Source organism: Sorangium sp. So ce185, assembly GCF_051526825.1.
Lineage (GTDB): Bacteria > Myxococcota_A > Polyangia > Polyangiales > Polyangiaceae > Sorangium > Sorangium cellulosum_D.
Map to the genome: position 1 here is coordinate 10,101,563 of NZ_CP150316.1, position 15,548 is coordinate 10,117,110.

The window sequence follows — 15,548 nt, forward strand, 5'->3', positions numbered from 1 at the left end:
GGCGCGTTGCGTCGTGGGTTGTTGACGTTTTTCCATGCGGAGGGTCGTGCCGGCTCCGGTAGGTTCGTGGGCCATGCGATCTGTCCAGAGCTCTTTTGTGCTTGTTCTGATCGGTTCCCTTGTCGCTTGTGGCGGCGCGGCGCCTCCTCCGTCGGCGCCGGAGCCTGCGGAGGCCGAGGCGGCGGCGTCGGCGCCGGCGCCGGGCGGCGAGGCGGCGGAGGACGGGGACGGGAAGAAGGAGGAGGACGCGGCGGCGGATGCGTCAAGGCAGATCCCGACGACGTGCGAGCAGAAGGGCGATGTGTGTGTGCCGCCGGCGGCGTTCGTGAAGCGGCTCTGCAGCGGGTTCTATCCGGACGTGGCGCTCAGCCTGTTCGCCAAGGGGTCGCCGTTCACGCGCGGGTACCTCACGCGCGACACCGAGGCGTGGAACGCCTCCGGCGGGTCGTCCTCGAACGACAAGCTGCTGTTCGATGAGGAGGTGCTGATCCTCTATCACCGGGCGCCGGACACCGGGGGCATGGTCGTGAGCGGCGCCGGGGGCGGCTACGACGTGCTGCGCTGGGACGGGACGTGCGCGTCGCTGATGACGGAGGAGGTCCGGCAGCACGTGCCGCCGAAGCCGAAGTTCGCGCCGATCCCGTGGAAGAGCCTGGATGAGAAGACGCGCGAGGCGTTCCAGGCCGACGAGAAGGTGGGCAAGATCGTCGCCGAGCGGCGGAAGGAGTGCAAGGGCGCGACGATGGGGGCGGTCAGCGCGAAGTGCGAGAAGGTCGACAAGCAGATGGGCGCGGCGCTGATCGAGTACGTGCGCGGCGGGGGGGCGCTGCCGGCACCGGGGCCGCTGAAGTGAGGGGGTGAGCGGGGGGGCTGGGGGGCCAGGGGGCCCGGGGGGCCGGGGGGTTGGGGCCGGGGGAGCGGGCCGGGGGAGAGGCGGTGCGGATGAGCCGGGGGTGAGCGCAGGACCGCAGCCGGCAGGTGGACGGGAGCGCCGCCGGCGGCAGGGCCGACGGGAGGCGGCTACTCCTGCTTGTCCTTGGGCGCCACGAAGTCGGGCGGCGGCTGCGCGGCCTCGTTCCCGCCGCTGAAGAAGTACTTGTCGAGCTCGGTCATCCAGATCCGCTGGCCGGCCTCGGAGATCAGATCGAGGCGGTACTCGTTGATCAGCATCTTCGAGTGCTCCAGCCACATCCGCCACGCCTCCTTCGAGACGTTGTCGTAAATCCGCTTGCCCACCTCGCCCTTGAGCGGCGGCTTCTCCAGCCCCTCAGCCTCGCGGCCGAGCTTCACGCACAGGACCATCCTCGTCATAAGCTGCCCGTCTCCTTTTCCTTTTCGCGGGCTTCTTAGCCGAGCCAGGGGGAGCCGTCGAGAGCGGCTGGCGAGCAGACGGAGGCGACGGGAGGCGGGGAGGGTGACGCGAGCGGCGGAAGCGGCGCGAGGGGGCGGCAGCGGGGAGCGACGCGAGCGGGGGAAGCGGCGCTCGCGCCCGGGGGCAGGCGCGAGCGCGAGCAGGTGCAAGCGCGGGAGCGGGCGCGGCAGGGCGCAGCGGAGCGGACGCAGGGGAGCGCGGCGGAGCCGCGGAAGCGGACGGATGCGTGAGGACGGCGCCGGGGGCAGGCCGAAGAGAGAAGGCCGGGAAGAGGCGGACCGACCCGGGAACCCGAGACCGCGGACCGACGGCCGCCGCACAGCGCGCTCAGCGGCAGAGCGATCTGACGCGAAGGGGTTGACGGCAGCGCAGTTTCTAGCAATGTTTGGTCCGTCTGAACGAACCACGAGGGGGCGATCGGCTTCGACGTGGGGACTGAAGGTCTGTCTGCGTGCTGGCGGCTCCTGCTCCGCCTATCAAGCGGGACGTTACAAGTGCGAACGACAACGCATACGCTGTTGCGGCCTAATAACCGCTAAGCCATCCGAGGAGAAGGTCGTCCTAGTACTCTAAGGGTGTCAACCACAGGGCTGGGTCGCGTGAGGGTGCCCTCGATAACGCGGCCGAGATTCAGTGAGGGATAGGTCGTAGCCGAATCTACGAACGCCGTCGCCGGCGCATGGCGACTACGCACGTGAACGAAGGTAGACTGGATGCCTTGCGGACCCGGGTTCGATTCCCGGCGCCTCCACTCAGAAGACACGGCGAGAGCCGTGTCTTCTTGCTTTTGTGTGACCTGCGTGTGACCTGACAAATTTCGGCGCCGCTGGATTTGTGGTGGGTCCGGCGTGAGCGAGACCACCGGGAACCGGCGCGGCAGGTGACGCCAGGGTACGGGCTCCACGGAACTCCGCGGCGGGCAGCCGGCCGGCGGGACAGATCCCGGGTCCGAGGTCTGCGACGCCCGGAGCACGCGAGCAGGCCGGGCGAGCGGACGCGACTTCGTGATGATGTAGGCAGCGGTGGGCGCCCTCCCCTGCGGGACCGGCCCATCCCCTGCCCGGCCGGCCTGCCTCCCCCCACCCTGCCGGCGGCACCCTGCCGAGCGCATGCCCCGTCTTGACACGGAACGGTATCTCCGCTGGCCTTGCAGGATGGGGTGGTCATGGGGGTAGCGGGAGCGGCAGCGAGCACCAGAGAGACCGCTCTGAATGCGGTGCCCGGCCGCGCGAGCAGAAGACTCGGCGGCAGTTGCTGCGACGTCAACGGAAGGGTCGTCTCGTTGTCAATCTTCGCCAACGTTCTGGACTCCACGCATGACGACGCCGCCCGTACCCTCCACAGAACGCCTCAGCGGAAACCATCGCACTTGGCGACCCTGGCATGTATTACATTTAGAATAGCGCCGCTATCGAGCTTGGTTGCTGGACTCGTCCTCAGTGACAGAGCCGCTGTCGTAGCCATCGCTGCGCCAACACTGCCACTCGCCATGGCGTTCGCACGAATCGACCTGTTCCAGGAGACCAAGGGCGCCTGGCAGCATGGGCCCTCGACATCCAGACCGACCGGGACCCCACTTCTTGCTAGCAGGCCGCCTTTCCTGTGCCCTACGTTCGGAGACGTCATGACCAAGCCCATGAATAGACGCCACGTTCCAAGCGACTCGCCCACACGAGGACCGTTCCTGACCGCGTGGATGATCTTCATGGCCTTCGGCGAAGCGGCCCGGCTGTTTGCGTGCTACATGATCACACGAGGCGACGGCCCCACTCCCTGGTTCAACGCCGTGCATGCCGTTGCCTCTTTGCTCTGCGTCGTTCTCGCATGGCGCTGGAAAGCCATTGGCGTCACCGGCTACATCATCTTGGCCCTCGCGAATCTGTTCTACCAGATGGCCCTTGTGCAGCCTCTGGGAGGTCTGGGTAGTGTGGTCCTTGCCGCCGGCCTGTGGCTCGCTGTTCGCAACAAGTGGGCAGCGTTCACGACGTGAGCCTCCCCCACAAACGTTCCCGGGTAACCTGAAGGCCTGACTCATGGGGTCGTGGTCGAGCACCAAAGCTCGCAGTCGTGGCGCGTGTGTACCTATGCCGCCCAACAAGGGCTTGCTCGCCGACGGACAGGCTTCGCCCGCCCGCGGCAGAAGCCCAGGGCGTTAGGCCGCTTACGCGCTGGACGGCTCGACCTCCTTGTCGCTGCTGCAGCGAGCAGCCGCCCGATGGTCTCATGGGCGATGCGCGCCGCCTCCACGTCGCCCGCGGCGAGCGCCGCTCCGGCCGGCGCTACCCGCCGCGGCGAACGCGCTCGGCGGCGAGGTCAATGACGCCGGCCGCGTCGGCCCCCGGCGCGCCGAGCAGGCGGCCGATCGTATCGTGGGCGACGCGAGCCGTGTCGACGTCGCCCACGGCGAGCGCCTCCCTCATGCCTCCCGCCAGCTGGCCCAGAAGCACCGTCCGCGGGTCCGCCGGTTTCGTCCGCGATTCGTCTGCCTGACGCGGTTTCGCGCACTTAGCTGCCGTCGACGGCACGGCTGCCGCTCCCATCTCGTGCGGAAACCCACGCGATCCCTGCGGATCCCCACCCTCGGCAGGCGTTTCGATTCCCGGCGCCTCCACCACGAAGACACACTCCTGGAGCACGTCGTCGCGATCGTGGGCGGGCACGCCGCACCGGGTCAGCATGTGGCGCAGCAGCCAGCAAGGATCGCCTCGATCGTCGGTCGCCTTCGGGGATGTCTCGCGGCAGGCGGGCGCTTGGCCCCTTCCGCTTCTTCTTCACCCGGCCCTCCCGCGTTCAGCCGGGCCGGCGGGCTTCGAGGGGCTGCCTGGATCGGCGGGTGAACGGGGGCGAGTAGAGCGATCCTACCCCTCCGCCTCACCATCCATGGCCGGCGTTGTCCCCTGGGCAGGAGCCGGCGGCGTGCTCGCCTCCAGCAGGACTGCCCATTCGGGGAACGCGGTTTCTCCGTGCTCGGGCAACGTCAGCCGCCCCCTCATGGTGTACCACTCGACGTACTTGGAGAGCGCGAAGATGCCGAGGATGACCGCCCCTAGCCCATCGGTCCCCCACACTGGCGGCAGTTCCCATGGTTTCTCTGGATCCAAGATGTCGATCTGGACCTCCCAGCCGTCATCCGGCCGCTCTTGAGGTCGGCCGACACGAAGGGAAATTTCGCGCTCTCGCTCCGCTCCGGCTGGCCGAAAGACAACTTTCCGTTCGCCGATGATGTCCATGCTGGCATAATAGCACCCGATCTTACCCCAGTCCGTCAACCGGGTCGTCAGGGACAACGTGCGTGGCATGCAGCATTTCCAGAAGCTTTCGCGAGATGGCAGCGAATCTTCCACTTCACTGGAACTTGCGAGCAGAACCTGTCAATAACCCCATAATAGGCCATACAGGCGTCCTCGCATCTGCCGCGCGGAGCCGCATCCGGTGTGACATCCGTCGCCTGTTGCATGACCAACAACTCGGGGCTTTCCGACTCGTCCAAGTCCTGCTGGCTGTCCCGCACACCACCGGCCATGGCCGTGATCCAGGCCTCGATGTCGTCGTCCGTCTCCCACGTCGCACCCGGGCTCAGGGCGCACGAGGCAGCACCGAGCGCAGACGAGAGGGAGAGCAACATTACTGAGGCGAGATGAGGTGTTCGCATGTGCGCCGCCCAAGCGAGCCGCGGGCCACCACAGGAACGATCACCGACGGAACAAGCTCAGCGGAGTCGTACGGCCATCCACCGGCGACTACGTCCGCAACGGACCAATCGACAGGTTGGCCCTGTTTACGTGCAGCCCCCCGGGTTCGCCACGCCGTGTGACCTCCGTGTGCCCCGACGTCAGGGCACGGGGCTTGTTGACGCTCAGGCTGGTTGATAGCTCATCGAGCAGGCCCCTTGATGACCATCGCGGGCTTGCTCAGCGAGCCATCAGCCAGCCTGAGCCGCAACACCCCCCAACAGCAAGACAGCCCAGAACGCGACGCCATGGCCGGGAATCTGCTCGATCGTGATAGCGCCGGCGCCCGACGAGCTCATCACGCGCGGGCTGTCGACGCCCGACCTGCTCGCCCACGTGCTCGAGGGCAAGTTCGCCGACAAGCTGCTCTTCAACCGCTAGGAAGGCATCAGCGCGCGCGAAGGCGTGCCCATCATAGGCGGCACGAGACCGCGGAAGTCCGCCGGCCCGCAGAGCTGCGGCGTTGTTCAGGAGCCGTTCGTGGCGAAGAGCTCCTTCGCGTCGCTGACGACGGCCGCCCGGCGCAGCCAGCGATCCAGCTCCGCCACGTCGGTGCTCACGATGACGCGCTCCCGCACATCGGCGGGGACCTCCAGCCCGCGAGCCTCGAGCACGACGAGTACGGCCTGCGCCTTGGTCTTCAGGGTGCCCTCGCGCATCCCTTCCTCCCGGCCCTTCGCCACGTAGCTGCGCGCGAACTCGCTCTGAAACTCGTATCCGCCCTTCATCATCGCCTCCAACGTCCGCCTCGCCGCTTCGTTCAGCGAGGATAGCACCAGGTCCCCGTACAAGGCGCGCCGCTCCTCATCGAGCTCGGCTGCCGCCGCCAGGAACGCCACGCCGATCGCCTCCCCCACCTCTTCCTGTCCGTGCGCCATCGCCGAGAGCACGACCACCTCGGGCGCCGCCTTCGCCTGCTCGGCGTCGGTGACGACCGGGACGCCCTGGGGGCCGAGCACCAGCGGCACCAGGATCCAGCCAGGGTGGCCCGTGTCGATCGGCTGCGAGCACCACCGCGTCATCTTCGGATCGATCGTCACGGCCAGCAGCCGGGTGGGGCAGCGGTGCCGGGCCCTCGTCTGGGTGACGTAGACCGGCCAGACGTACGGCTTGTCCAGGTCCACGCCGAGCTGGACCTCGACGACGATCGCCATCGCCGGGCGCTCCTGCTCGCCGACCAGCAGGACGACGATGACGTCCGCCCGCCGGTCCGAGGGAATGATCTCGGCGAGGTCGGAGGACTCGACGCGCGCCTCCGTGAAGGCCGGGACCGGCTGGCCGAGCGCGTCCTGCAGCAACTCGGCGGCCAGGGTCGGCCGGTGCTTGAACAGCTCCACCAGGGCTTCATGGGTAACTGAGGGCATCGGGTAGTCTCTCGGGTGGTTACAGCCATGCTAGATTCTCAAGCAGCGTGCCAGGCTCGTGCGGTAGACCCGCAGGGGCCGGTGCAGCCGTCTCCACCCTGTAAATTCCGGGCAGCGTCCCGGATCCGTCACGTCGTGTGACCTGCGTGTGCCCCGAGTCCAGGGGGAGCTCCGCGGCGGGCACCAGGCCGGCGGGGCGGATCCCAGGTGCGAGTCTGCGCGCTGGACCGCGCCGGCGAGGCCAAGCGAGCGTCCATCGCGGCATGGCCATCGCGGCTCGGCTGAGGCGGTGGTCTGGCTCTGTTCGCCCGCGCAGCGCCACCGGGTTATGGATCCTGCATGCCGCACGTGATCCGCCTCCATGCTGACCCGCGCCGCGTCCGAGTCGAGATCCCCTCCCTCGGGATCTCCCTGGAGGAGGAGGCCACCGTCGCTGTCATGTACCGCCGACCGAGTCGCGGTTCCCCGCCCAGCTGCGTGCTCGCGGTGGGCCGGAACGCGCTCCAGATGCAGGAGAGCGTCCGCATCATGGATGACTCACCGGCGACCACGGAGGAGGACCGGCTGGCGAGGGTCGTGCCCCTGGAGCAGGCGACATGGTGGAACAACGGCAGGCTCCTGGAGCGCGACGCCCGCTTCGACCCGGCGCACATCGGGGAGATCCTCGTCGTCCGCCCGGTCGCCCGGGAGACCTTCTCCGCGCCGCTGTGCGATGCGCTCCTTCGATACATGCATTTCTTGGGAGCGTGCCAAGCGGGAGGAGCGCTCCGGCGGTGGTACTTCCGCAGGCTGCTCTGGTGGGCTCCTCGGGTCGAGCTGTCGCTCCAGCCCGTGCCCGACGATGATGCCTCGTACGACGCGCTGGTGCGCCAGCTCAGGTCGTCCTTTGGCGCGTCGGCCACGCTCGGTGGGGCTCCCCTGCGAGTGCGTCGCCCGCGGGGTCTCGCCGATCTCCGGAGCCGCCATCTCGGGCAGCTCGCGGCGATCCTCGCGGCCGGCGCGGTGCCCATCGCGCTGCACCCCAGGTTCTGGCTCACTGACGTGCGCGTGACGGTGTTGGGAGCGATGCTCGTCTTCTGCCTGGTGTGCTGGTACAGGAGATTCCGGTACGACTGAGCGAGGATCTCGTGTCCAGCAGGCGCGAAGTCCAGAGCCTGACCGTCGATGCGGCTACCCGCTTCCTGCTGCTCAATAAGTTGTGCGGCGCGCCCGTCAGTTCTTCACGAACCCGTTGAAGAGCCCGATGCACATCTCGTCGAGCGAGCTCTCGCCGAGGACGATATCCCTCGGCGCCGTGAGGTTCTCCTCCTTGAGCGCTTTCCGCACGAAGGGGTTGTCCATCGTGTTGTCGTAGAGGCAACGCAAGCTCATGACATCGCCGGTCTTCAGGACGGGGAGCTCCTCGATGGGCGCGTCGATCGTGTACGTCTGCTGCCAGTTGAAGTCCCACTTCGGCGTCTGGACCACGCACTCCTCGGCCGGATCGGCGCCCTGCGGGCTCGGGCGCTCGACGTCGACCTTCATGTCGGTCCCGACATAATGCATGTGGGTCATCGCGCTGTAGAGCCGGATGCCATCCACCAGCGACTCCCCCATGAACGTCTCGGGGAGCGTCATCTTCATGACCTCGGTGTGATCCTTGGCCCCCGCCGGGACGAAGAACTCGACCCCTTCCCTGTCGTTGGGCCCCGGCTGGAGGCCGTCGCCGTTCGGGAATTGCGAGGGGAAGTTGCCGAACGCCACGAAGACGACCCGGTACTCCGGCGTCTCCGGGAGGAACCGCAGCTGGATCTTCGTCGCGTCAGGCTCGGCGGTCGCGCCCGCCGGGTGGTAATGGACCTGCATCACCAGCCTCGATCCAGCGCGCACGAGGAAGCCGGCGTTGGACGGGAACTCGGTCGGCCGCCCGCCAGGCACCCACACGCCGAGGACCTGGGTGTCCTGGACACCGGCGCTGCCAAAACACTCGTAGCCGCCGTCGGCGTCGGCCATGGCGTCGCTCTCCGCGTGCGGGTCGGTGAAGACGACCACGTGGTGGACCACCTTCGAGTTCCCCGGGATCACGTTCATGCCGTTCACGAACGTGTCCTCCGTGAGCTTCGGATCCATCACGAAGCAGCGGAACTGGTCCTCGTCGCCGCCCGTCACGTACGGCTTCAAAGGCTCGATGGTGGCGCTGACCCCCTCGAGTCCATGGATCCCCGACGAGTCGAGCGCCGGGGGCGCGTCCGCGGGGTCGCCCTCGGGGGCGCCGGCGTCATGCCAGGCCTCGAGCGTCGCGAGCTCCGCGTCGGTGAGCCTGCTGTCGTCCTTCCAGCCGAACCGCGGCGTGCACTCGTCCGTCTCGATCGCGCCCCAGGGCGGCATCGTCCGGTCCTGCGTCACCGCCACGATCCGGCTCGAGACCTGCTTCGCGTCCGCGTACTCGGTCAGGCTGAAGGGCGCGATCTCGCCGGGCGAGTGGCAGCCCTGGCAGCGCTTCTGCAGGATGGGCGCCACGTCCTTGTGGAACGTCGGCCCCGCCGTAGGGCCCTCGACCAGAGGATTCGTGCCCTCAGGCTCGCTGCTGCAGCCCAGGATCGGGACGAGCGAGGCGAGAACGATACTCCAAGGCCTGTTGAACATGGTCATTGTCTCCTCTTCTTCCACGCGTGATGAAGACGCGAAGGAATGCTGCTTGCCTGGGCGCCTCTCGCCCCTGCCGCTCCACGAGCGCCTCTCCGCGGCCAGGGGCCCGCAGCGCGGCACAACGCCGCTGCCAGCGCGCGCCGCCTCCTGCTCAGCAGAGGAGCGGCCCATCCCGTCGCGGCGCGCGGGCGGCCTACCGGCTTGCCGAGGCGCCGGTCAGAAAGAGCGCAGCGGTCCGCTGGAGCGCCGTGCTGAGCGGCAACGCCGGCTCGGCGAGCCACGCGATCGTCGTCGTGAACAGCTGACCAAGCAGGATGCTGCAGAGCCACTCCATCGGGAGCGCGCGGCCGAGCTCGCCGCGATCGGCCGCCAGGCGGAACCGCTCCGTGAGCAGGCGCCCAACCGGGCTCATCTCCGCGGGGGGCGTGCGCACCATGCCCTTGCGGATCATCGCCGCGGCGAGATCCGGGACGAGCGAGCTGTCGCGCTCCCACTCCAGGCTGAAGGCGGCGCACAGCGTGTCCAGCAACACACGCAACGGCGCGTCCTCGGGGAGCGCCGAGAGCGCGGCGACGACGCGCTGATCGAGCTCCCGATGATGCTGGAAGAGCACGTCGTCCTTGGTCGGGAAATGAAAGTAAAACGAGCCGTGACTGACGCCCGCCGACCGGGCGATGTCCTCGATGCGCGCGGTCGCGAAGCCGTCGCGCCGGAAGACGGCCATGGCCGCCTCGTAGATGCGCTGACGGGTGTCCTCGCGCTGGCGATCCCGAACCGTGGAGCCAGCCTTCACCGGACGAGGAGTCATGAACCGATGCCGCCTTCGCGGGAGATCTATCGGAGAACCCGACTCCGCTCCAGCGCAGATCGTCCGTTCCCAGCAGATCGATCTGCATATTGACATTCGTCATTGACGTTTGTCAATGGCCGCGCGCGGGGCCGGCGTCAACAAGGAAGGCCTTGGTCCAGGCGTCCGGTCGCACCCGAGGCACGCCCGCGGCCGAGGCCGGGGGTGCTGGCCGCCTCGGCCTTCGAGATGGCAGGATCGGCGTCGTGCATCATCGCGTACGACCTGCTGTCGTCGGGCTGCCCACCATGGCCTCCGTGAGCACCGCCGAGCTCCTCGCGCGCTTCGACGCCCAGATGCGCCGGGATCTCCCGCCGCCCAGCCCGGCATGGCGCGTCGAGCGCGACGGCCGCGTGGTGAGGTGGGTGTCGCCTCCGGAGCTGCCATGGGGCTGCGGCGTGCAATGGAGCGACCTGGACGAGGACACGGCGGACGGCGCCATCGCCGAGCAGGTGTCGTATTTCGCCGGGCTGGCGCGCCGCTTCGAGTGGAAGACCTTCGGCCACGACCGGCCGGCGGATCTCGAAGCGCGGCTGCGCGCCGCCGGGCTCGAGGCGGGGGACGAAGAGGCGCTGCTCATCGGGGCCGTCGACGAGGTCGCCGGGGCGACCGCCGGCGCGACGCCGCCCCCGGGGATCACCGTGCGCTGTCTCGACGACGGCGAGCCGCTCGACGGGATCGCCGCGCTGCAGTCCGCCGTCTGGGGCGGGGACTGGGGCTGGCTCGTCGCCGAGCTGGGGGAGGAGCGACAAGCCGATCCAGGGGCGATATCCATCCACGTCGCCGAGGCGGAAGGTCAGATCGTCTGCGCCGCCTGGGCGCGCTTCCATCGAGGCACCGAGTTCGCGAGCCTGTGGGGCGGCAGCACGCTGCAGGCGTGGCGCAGGCGCGGGATCTATCGAAGCCTCGTCGCGCGGCGCGCCGCGCAGGCCCGAGAGCGCGGGCTGCGCTACCTGCAAGTCGACGCCTCGCCGGACAGCCGTCCGATCCTGGAACGGATGGGGTTGCGCGTCGTCTCCACCACCAGGCCTTTCGTGTGGAGCCCGCCGTCTCCCTGAGCCCCCGCGCCTGACACCGCCGCTCGCGCGGCTGGCTCTCCGCGAATCCGAGGGATGAGCGTCGGCGCCGACGCCGCGCTGGCCGCCGCCGCTTCACGCCGCGCTCGCCGCGGCGCCCCGCCCGGACGCGGGGTGGCCGCTTCGACCAACTCCATGGCCGGCGCGACCAAGCCGATCCGCGGCGGCACGCCTACATCCTTCGACGCATCCACCACGGAGCGCGGCGACGCGCTTCATCACGAGGCTTGGAGGTTGTTCATGATCCATCGAATGCGAATCTCGCACAACCCGACGAACCACCGGATCGCCGTGGCCATCGCCGCGGCCATCGCCGCCGCGGGGTGCTGCGCGAACCCGAACGACGACAGCCACCAGGAAAGCGGCGGCACGCCGGCCAGCGCAGGCTCGGGCGGCAGCGGAGGCTCGGGAGGCGACGGCGGCGACGGCGGCGACGGCGGCGGCCTCGCCCCGACGCACGCGGGCATCATCTCCATCCAGGATGTCTCCATCCTCGGCGCGCCGCAGGCCGGTCACGGCCTCACCGTGCAGATCTTGTTCACCGCGGCAAAGGCCCCCAGCTACGAGGAAGCGCCCGGTCAGCTCACCGGGTGCAAGGCATGGATATACGACGCGCAGGACGACCCGCCGCCGCCGCTCACCGATCAGGGCGCCGTCACGATCACCGGGCTTGCGGGCGGCGCGCTCGATTGTCGCTTCCAGGGCAATGGCTATGTCTGCCCGGCGCACAGCGGAACGGGCGAGGCGAGCGTGACCCCCGGGACGACGGGCACCGCTGCCTACGTGCTCCGCGGCGCGGCGCTCTCCGCGGACGACGTGGGCCGCTACCTGCGCGTGAACGGCGCAGCGACGGCCGCAAACAACGGGGCGTTCCCCATCGTGGCCGTCGAGTCGAGCGAGACCGCGATCGTGGCCAATCCGCGCGCGGCCGAGGAAGCGTTCGTGGCCGACCATGTCGTGCTCGCCGGCGCAGGGCCCGTCCCGAACAACCCGATCGATCCCATCGCGAGCGGCGATGAGGTCGTCGTGGGGATCGAGCCCGGCGGCGCGATGGCCTTCGAGCTCGCCGATCTGGGGCCCATCGCGGCAGGGGGCGAGTTCCAGCTCGACGGCGCGTCGCAATCCACCCTCGGCGCGGTGCCGCTCGACGGCTCGCCGATGACCCTGGGCTGCGCCGGGGAAGGCGGGAGCTGCGGGGCCGCGCAAGGCACGCTCGTGCGCATCACCAGCACCGACGGCGACGTCGAGGGAGCGCCGCCGTTCGCGATGCCGCCGCCCAGAGGCAAGCAGGTGGAGATCCAGTGCGTCACCCTGGGAGGCGACGGATCCATCACGGTACCCGCCGAAGCGATGAAGGTGCTCCAGGAGGCGCACCAGGCGTCCTCCATCACGCGCATCCGGACCGCGTTCATGCGCGAGGGCGTGGCGAGCGCCACGAACCCCGAGCCGCAGCCCCGGAACACCGTCCACGTCCTGGCCGGGCACGGGATCCTCGGCTTCACGAGCCCCTGAGCCCGCAGGAAAAGCGCGCTCCCCTGACCCGTGCGCCATGCCTGACGCGCCCACGACGGCTCTCGTCGCGCGGATCGCCGCCCGCGAGGAGCTCCGGTCGCTGGCATGCAGCATGCTGGCGCGGGGCGCATGGTACGATCCCAACCGACCGTCGTGGCGCGGGTGGTCCAGCGTATCGTCGACCACGCGCTGCGGGACGGCGTCCGGCTCGACGCCATGCGCCGCGCGGCGCGCCTGCCGCCGTCGCTCGCCGAGGACCCCGCACGACGCATCGAGCTCGACGGCGTCATCGACCTGTGGACCTACCTGGGTCGGACGCTCGACGATCCTTCCTTGCCCATCCGGGTAGCGCAGGCGGCCGCCATCGAGGACCTGCACGTGCTCGGCTTCGCGATGATGACCGCGCCGTCGGTGCGCGACGCGGTCGACACCGTCGCTCGCTACGGCCCGCTGCTCACCGACTCGGGCCGCTGGGAGGTGACCGAGACCGCGAGGCGCGTCCACGTCCGGTGGTACCGCGCGCGGCCTCTCACCCTGGGACACCGCCTCTCCAACGAGACGGCCGTCGCCCAGGGCCTCGGTTGCCTGCGGCGGATCGCCGGCGCGGATCTGACGCCCGTCGAGGTGACCTTCCGGCATGCCGCGCCGCCCCGCCGGGCCGGACACGGCGCGTTCTTCGACTGCCCCGTGACCTTCGACGCCCCCCACGACGGGCTCTCCTTCCGCCGCGAGCTCCTCGACGCGGTGCCGCCATCGGCCAACCGGACGCTCTGGGAGTACCTGTGCAGGTCCGCGGAGGCGCTCTCGCGAGAGCTCGCCCCGCGATCGCGCGAAGACGCCGTCCGACACGCGATCGTCCGCGCGCTGTCGAGCGCCGACGGCGGCGTCCCGTCGCTCCCGCGCGTGGCCCGCGCCCTCGGCACGACGGAGCGGACCTTGCGCCGGCACCTGGACGCCGAGGGGACCAGCTTCCGACGCCTCGTCGACGACGTGCGCCGCGAGCGCGCCGGCAGCCTGCTCCGCAGGGAGACGATCAGCGTGACCGAGATCGCGCTAGAGCTCGGCTTCGCGGACACGACCGCGTTCAGCCACGCTTGCCAGCGATGGTTCGGTCGCGCGCCGCGCGAGCTGCGGGGGAGCCTCCGCGCCGCGCCCGGCCCCGCGACGCCCTGACCGCTGCCCCCGGGGTCACGCGTGCTGATGCGCGCTCGCCGGCTCGCCCAGGACGGCCTGGCAATGCGCCCAGGCGCCGTCGCTGAGCAGCGGCCGCGTGCGGGTGAACAGCTCGAGCAGGTCGGCGCCGTACCTGGCGCGAAACGAGGGATTGTGGCTGGCGATGTCGACCTCGTTGGCGGCGGTGATCTCCATGAGATTGCGGAGCCGCTCCTCGCTGGGCGTCTTGATCTCGTTCGTGAAGCGATCGCGCCACTGGTCGGACGGCTCCATGAGCCGAGGATAGGTGTACTCGCGATCGCACGCGCCATAGAAGTAGACGAGCTCCTCCGCGTACGCGCCGATCATCGCGGCCACGCGCGGGCGCTCGGTGAGCGAGAGCATCGTGTAGTAAGGATCGGGCGAGCCGTCCGGCGCGAAGAGCGCATGAAGGATCCCCGCCTCGCGGACCTCGTCGCTCGCCCCCCATTTCCGCAGCATCGTCTCGACCCGGAGGAGGTGCGCCAGCAGCGTGCCCCCCGGATGCTTGACGTTTCCTGCCCCGAGGGACACCAGCAGTTCGACGCACTGTTCCATGATGTTGTTCCTCCAAGAAATTCGATGCTTCTCGACGATGAGATCCGGCCCGTCACCACGCGACGGGCAGCCGGTACAGTCCAAAGGTGCGGCGGTCGTACTTGAACGGCAGCTCCTCGACGTCGCCGACGACGCGGAGCGTCGGCAGCCGCTCGAACAACGTGCGGTAGCCGATCTCGAGCTCCGCGCGCGCCAGGTTCTGCCCGAGGCACCGGTGAATGCCGTAACCGAACGCGAGGTGGTGGCGCGCGCCGCGATGGATGTCGAGCGCGTCGGGATCCGCGAACGCCCGCTCGTCGCGGTTGGCCGACGCGCCGAGCACGAAGAGCCCCTCGCCGGCGCGCACGCGCTGGCCGCCGATCTCGAGGTCCTCGAGCGCGACCCGATCGAACGCCACCCAGTCGACGATGGAATGGTACCGCAAGAGCTCTTCGACGGCGTCGGGCCACAGCTCGGGCCGGGCGCGCAGCTCGGCGAGGAGCCCGGGGTTCTGCAGGAGCGTGAACACCCCGAGCGAGAGCATGTTCGCGGTGGTCTCATGCCCGGCCACGAGCAGGAGGAACACCATGCCGACCAGCGCGTCGTGCGACAGCTCGCCGGCCGCGCGCCGCTCCAGGGCCAGGCGGCCGATCAGGTCGTCGCCCGGGCTGGACTCGGCCGCCGTCACCAGCCCATCGAGGTAGTCCCAGAGCTCCTTGCGCGCACAGGTCGCCTCCTCCGTGCTGAAGAAACCGGCGATCATCCGGGTCGTGCGCGACTGGAAGTACGCGCGATCCTCATAAGGCACGCCGAGCAGCTGGCAGATGACCAGGGTCGCGACCGGGAAGGAAAACGACTCCACGAGATCCGCCTCGCGGCCCTTCGACATGTCGTCGATCCGCTCGTTCACCACCCGCTCGATGAACGAGCCCAGCTCGCGGATGCGCCGCGCGCTGAACTCGCCCGCGAGCATCCGCCGATAGACGTCGTGCTCCGGCGGATCCATGTCGATGAACTGGCCCGCCTGCTCCTGCGGCGTGCCCACCATCGCCGCGAACGGGTGCCCCGGCCGCGTCGGATCGGTGCTGATGCGGCGATCGGTGAGCACGCGCTGCGCCTCGGCGTGCCGCGTCACGAGCCAGATCGGCGGACCGTCGCGGAACGACACGCGCACGAGCGGCGCCTGCCGGCGCATGGACTCGTATTCCGGCGGCGGCGCGTACGGGCAGCGCCGCGGCATGGGGAAAGCCGGGAGGTTCTCGTCGTGGACATCGACCATGGCGTGGCTCC

The 15,548-nt window shown here is 69.7% G+C and carries 14 protein-coding genes and 1 other RNA gene; 7 read left to right on the forward strand and 8 right to left on the reverse strand.

The window, feature by feature from the left end:
- Positions 1–73: 73 nt before the first annotated feature.
- Positions 74–853: a hypothetical protein gene (locus tag WMF26_RS37105; RefSeq protein WP_437950850.1), complete on the forward strand. Its 780-nt coding sequence runs from the start codon at positions 74–76 to the stop codon at positions 851–853.
- 167 nt (positions 854–1,020) lie between these two features.
- Here WMF26_RS37105 and WMF26_RS37110 read toward each other — a convergent pair whose 3' ends face one another.
- Complete coding sequence (locus tag WMF26_RS37110; RefSeq protein WP_437996572.1) at positions 1,021–1,311, reverse strand: oxidative damage protection protein; 291 nt, start codon at positions 1,309–1,311, stop codon at positions 1,021–1,023.
- 470 nt (positions 1,312–1,781) lie between these two features.
- Between WMF26_RS37110 and ssrA the strand changes: the two genes are divergently transcribed.
- Positions 1,782–2,126, forward strand: a transfer-messenger RNA (tmRNA) gene (gene ssrA, locus WMF26_RS37115).
- Between the two features lie 870 nt (positions 2,127–2,996).
- The gene (locus WMF26_RS37120; RefSeq protein WP_437996573.1) at positions 2,997–3,362 is read left to right on the forward strand and encodes a hypothetical protein; all 366 of its coding nucleotides are present in this window, start codon (positions 2,997–2,999) and stop codon (positions 3,360–3,362) included.
- A gap of 289 nt (positions 3,363–3,651) precedes the next feature.
- Here the strand turns inward: WMF26_RS37120 and WMF26_RS37125 are convergent, their stop codons facing one another.
- From WMF26_RS37125 to WMF26_RS37135, 3 genes are all read right to left on the reverse strand, one after another.
- Positions 3,652–4,050, reverse strand: a complete 399-nt coding sequence (locus tag WMF26_RS37125; RefSeq protein WP_437996574.1) for a hypothetical protein — start codon at positions 4,048–4,050, stop codon at positions 3,652–3,654.
- A gap of 180 nt (positions 4,051–4,230) precedes the next feature.
- Complete coding sequence (locus tag WMF26_RS37130) at positions 4,231–4,602, reverse strand: hypothetical protein (protein ID WP_437996575.1); 372 nt, start codon at positions 4,600–4,602, stop codon at positions 4,231–4,233.
- A 968-nt stretch (positions 4,603–5,570) separates the two neighbouring features.
- Positions 5,571–6,467: a hypothetical protein gene (locus tag WMF26_RS37135; protein ID WP_437996576.1), complete on the reverse strand. Its 897-nt coding sequence runs from the start codon at positions 6,465–6,467 to the stop codon at positions 5,571–5,573.
- A gap of 528 nt (positions 6,468–6,995) precedes the next feature.
- On the opposite strand from WMF26_RS37135, the gene WMF26_RS37140 reads away from it, so the two are divergent.
- Entirely contained in the window at positions 6,996–7,583 is a 588-nt protein-coding gene (locus WMF26_RS37140; protein ID WP_437996577.1) for a hypothetical protein, read from the forward strand.
- A 96-nt stretch (positions 7,584–7,679) separates the two neighbouring features.
- Here WMF26_RS37140 and WMF26_RS37145 read toward each other — a convergent pair whose 3' ends face one another.
- Positions 7,680–9,092 (reverse strand): hypothetical protein, encoded by a 1,413-nt coding sequence (locus tag WMF26_RS37145; protein ID WP_437996578.1) that lies wholly within the window; start codon positions 9,090–9,092, stop codon positions 7,680–7,682.
- A 196-nt stretch (positions 9,093–9,288) separates the two neighbouring features.
- Positions 9,289–9,903 (reverse strand): TetR/AcrR family transcriptional regulator, encoded by a 615-nt coding sequence (locus tag WMF26_RS37150; RefSeq protein ID WP_437996579.1) that lies wholly within the window; start codon positions 9,901–9,903, stop codon positions 9,289–9,291.
- A 245-nt stretch (positions 9,904–10,148) separates the two neighbouring features.
- Between WMF26_RS37150 and WMF26_RS37155 the strand changes: the two genes are divergently transcribed.
- From WMF26_RS37155 to WMF26_RS37165, 3 genes are all read left to right on the forward strand, one after another.
- On the forward strand, positions 10,149–11,000 hold the full coding sequence (locus tag WMF26_RS37155) for a GNAT family N-acetyltransferase (protein ID WP_437996580.1): 852 nt from the start codon (positions 10,149–10,151) through the stop codon (positions 10,998–11,000).
- Positions 11,001–11,270: 270 nt separating this feature from the next.
- A complete protein-coding gene (locus WMF26_RS37160; RefSeq protein ID WP_437996581.1) occupies positions 11,271–12,530 on the forward strand; it encodes a hypothetical protein in 1,260 nt (419 codons plus the stop codon).
- A 129-nt stretch (positions 12,531–12,659) separates the two neighbouring features.
- The gene (locus WMF26_RS37165) at positions 12,660–13,703 is read left to right on the forward strand and encodes an AraC family transcriptional regulator (RefSeq protein WP_437996582.1); all 1,044 of its coding nucleotides are present in this window, start codon (positions 12,660–12,662) and stop codon (positions 13,701–13,703) included.
- A 15-nt stretch (positions 13,704–13,718) separates the two neighbouring features.
- Here the strand turns inward: WMF26_RS37165 and WMF26_RS37170 are convergent, their stop codons facing one another.
- Both WMF26_RS37170 and WMF26_RS37175 read right to left on the reverse strand, forming a co-directional pair.
- Positions 13,719–14,279 carry a DUF6817 domain-containing protein gene (locus tag WMF26_RS37170; protein ID WP_437332962.1) on the reverse strand — a complete coding sequence of 187 codons (561 nt, stop codon included), beginning with the start codon at positions 14,277–14,279 and terminating at the stop codon, positions 13,719–13,721.
- Positions 14,280–14,331: 52 nt separating this feature from the next.
- Complete coding sequence (locus WMF26_RS37175; protein ID WP_437996583.1) at positions 14,332–15,537, reverse strand: cytochrome P450; 1,206 nt, start codon at positions 15,535–15,537, stop codon at positions 14,332–14,334.
- Positions 15,538–15,548: the final 11 nt, after the last annotated feature.

Coding starts and splice junctions, on each gene's coding strand:
- WMF26_RS37105 (WP_437950850.1), top strand. CDS start 74: ATGCGATCTGTCCAGAGCTCTTTTGTGCTTGTTCTGATCGGTTCCCTT.
- WMF26_RS37110 (WP_437996572.1), bottom strand. CDS start 1,311: ATGACGAGGATGGTCCTGTGCGTGAAGCTCGGCCGCGAGGCTGAGGGG.
- WMF26_RS37120 (WP_437996573.1), top strand. CDS start 2,997: ATGACCAAGCCCATGAATAGACGCCACGTTCCAAGCGACTCGCCCACA.
- WMF26_RS37125 (WP_437996574.1), bottom strand. CDS start 4,050: ATGCTGACCCGGTGCGGCGTGCCCGCCCACGATCGCGACGACGTGCTC.
- WMF26_RS37130 (WP_437996575.1), bottom strand. CDS start 4,602: ATGGACATCATCGGCGAACGGAAAGTTGTCTTTCGGCCAGCCGGAGCG.
- WMF26_RS37135 (WP_437996576.1), bottom strand. CDS start 6,467: ATGCCCTCAGTTACCCATGAAGCCCTGGTGGAGCTGTTCAAGCACCGG.
- WMF26_RS37140 (WP_437996577.1), top strand. CDS start 6,996: ATGGATGACTCACCGGCGACCACGGAGGAGGACCGGCTGGCGAGGGTC.
- WMF26_RS37145 (WP_437996578.1), bottom strand. CDS start 9,092: ATGTTCAACAGGCCTTGGAGTATCGTTCTCGCCTCGCTCGTCCCGATC.
- WMF26_RS37150 (WP_437996579.1), bottom strand. CDS start 9,903: ATGACTCCTCGTCCGGTGAAGGCTGGCTCCACGGTTCGGGATCGCCAG.
- WMF26_RS37160 (WP_437996581.1), top strand. CDS start 11,271: ATGCGAATCTCGCACAACCCGACGAACCACCGGATCGCCGTGGCCATC.
- WMF26_RS37165 (WP_437996582.1), top strand. CDS start 12,660: ATGGTACGATCCCAACCGACCGTCGTGGCGCGGGTGGTCCAGCGTATC.
- WMF26_RS37170 (WP_437332962.1), bottom strand. CDS start 14,279: ATGGAACAGTGCGTCGAACTGCTGGTGTCCCTCGGGGCAGGAAACGTC.
- WMF26_RS37175 (WP_437996583.1), bottom strand. CDS start 15,537: ATGGTCGATGTCCACGACGAGAACCTCCCGGCTTTCCCCATGCCGCGG.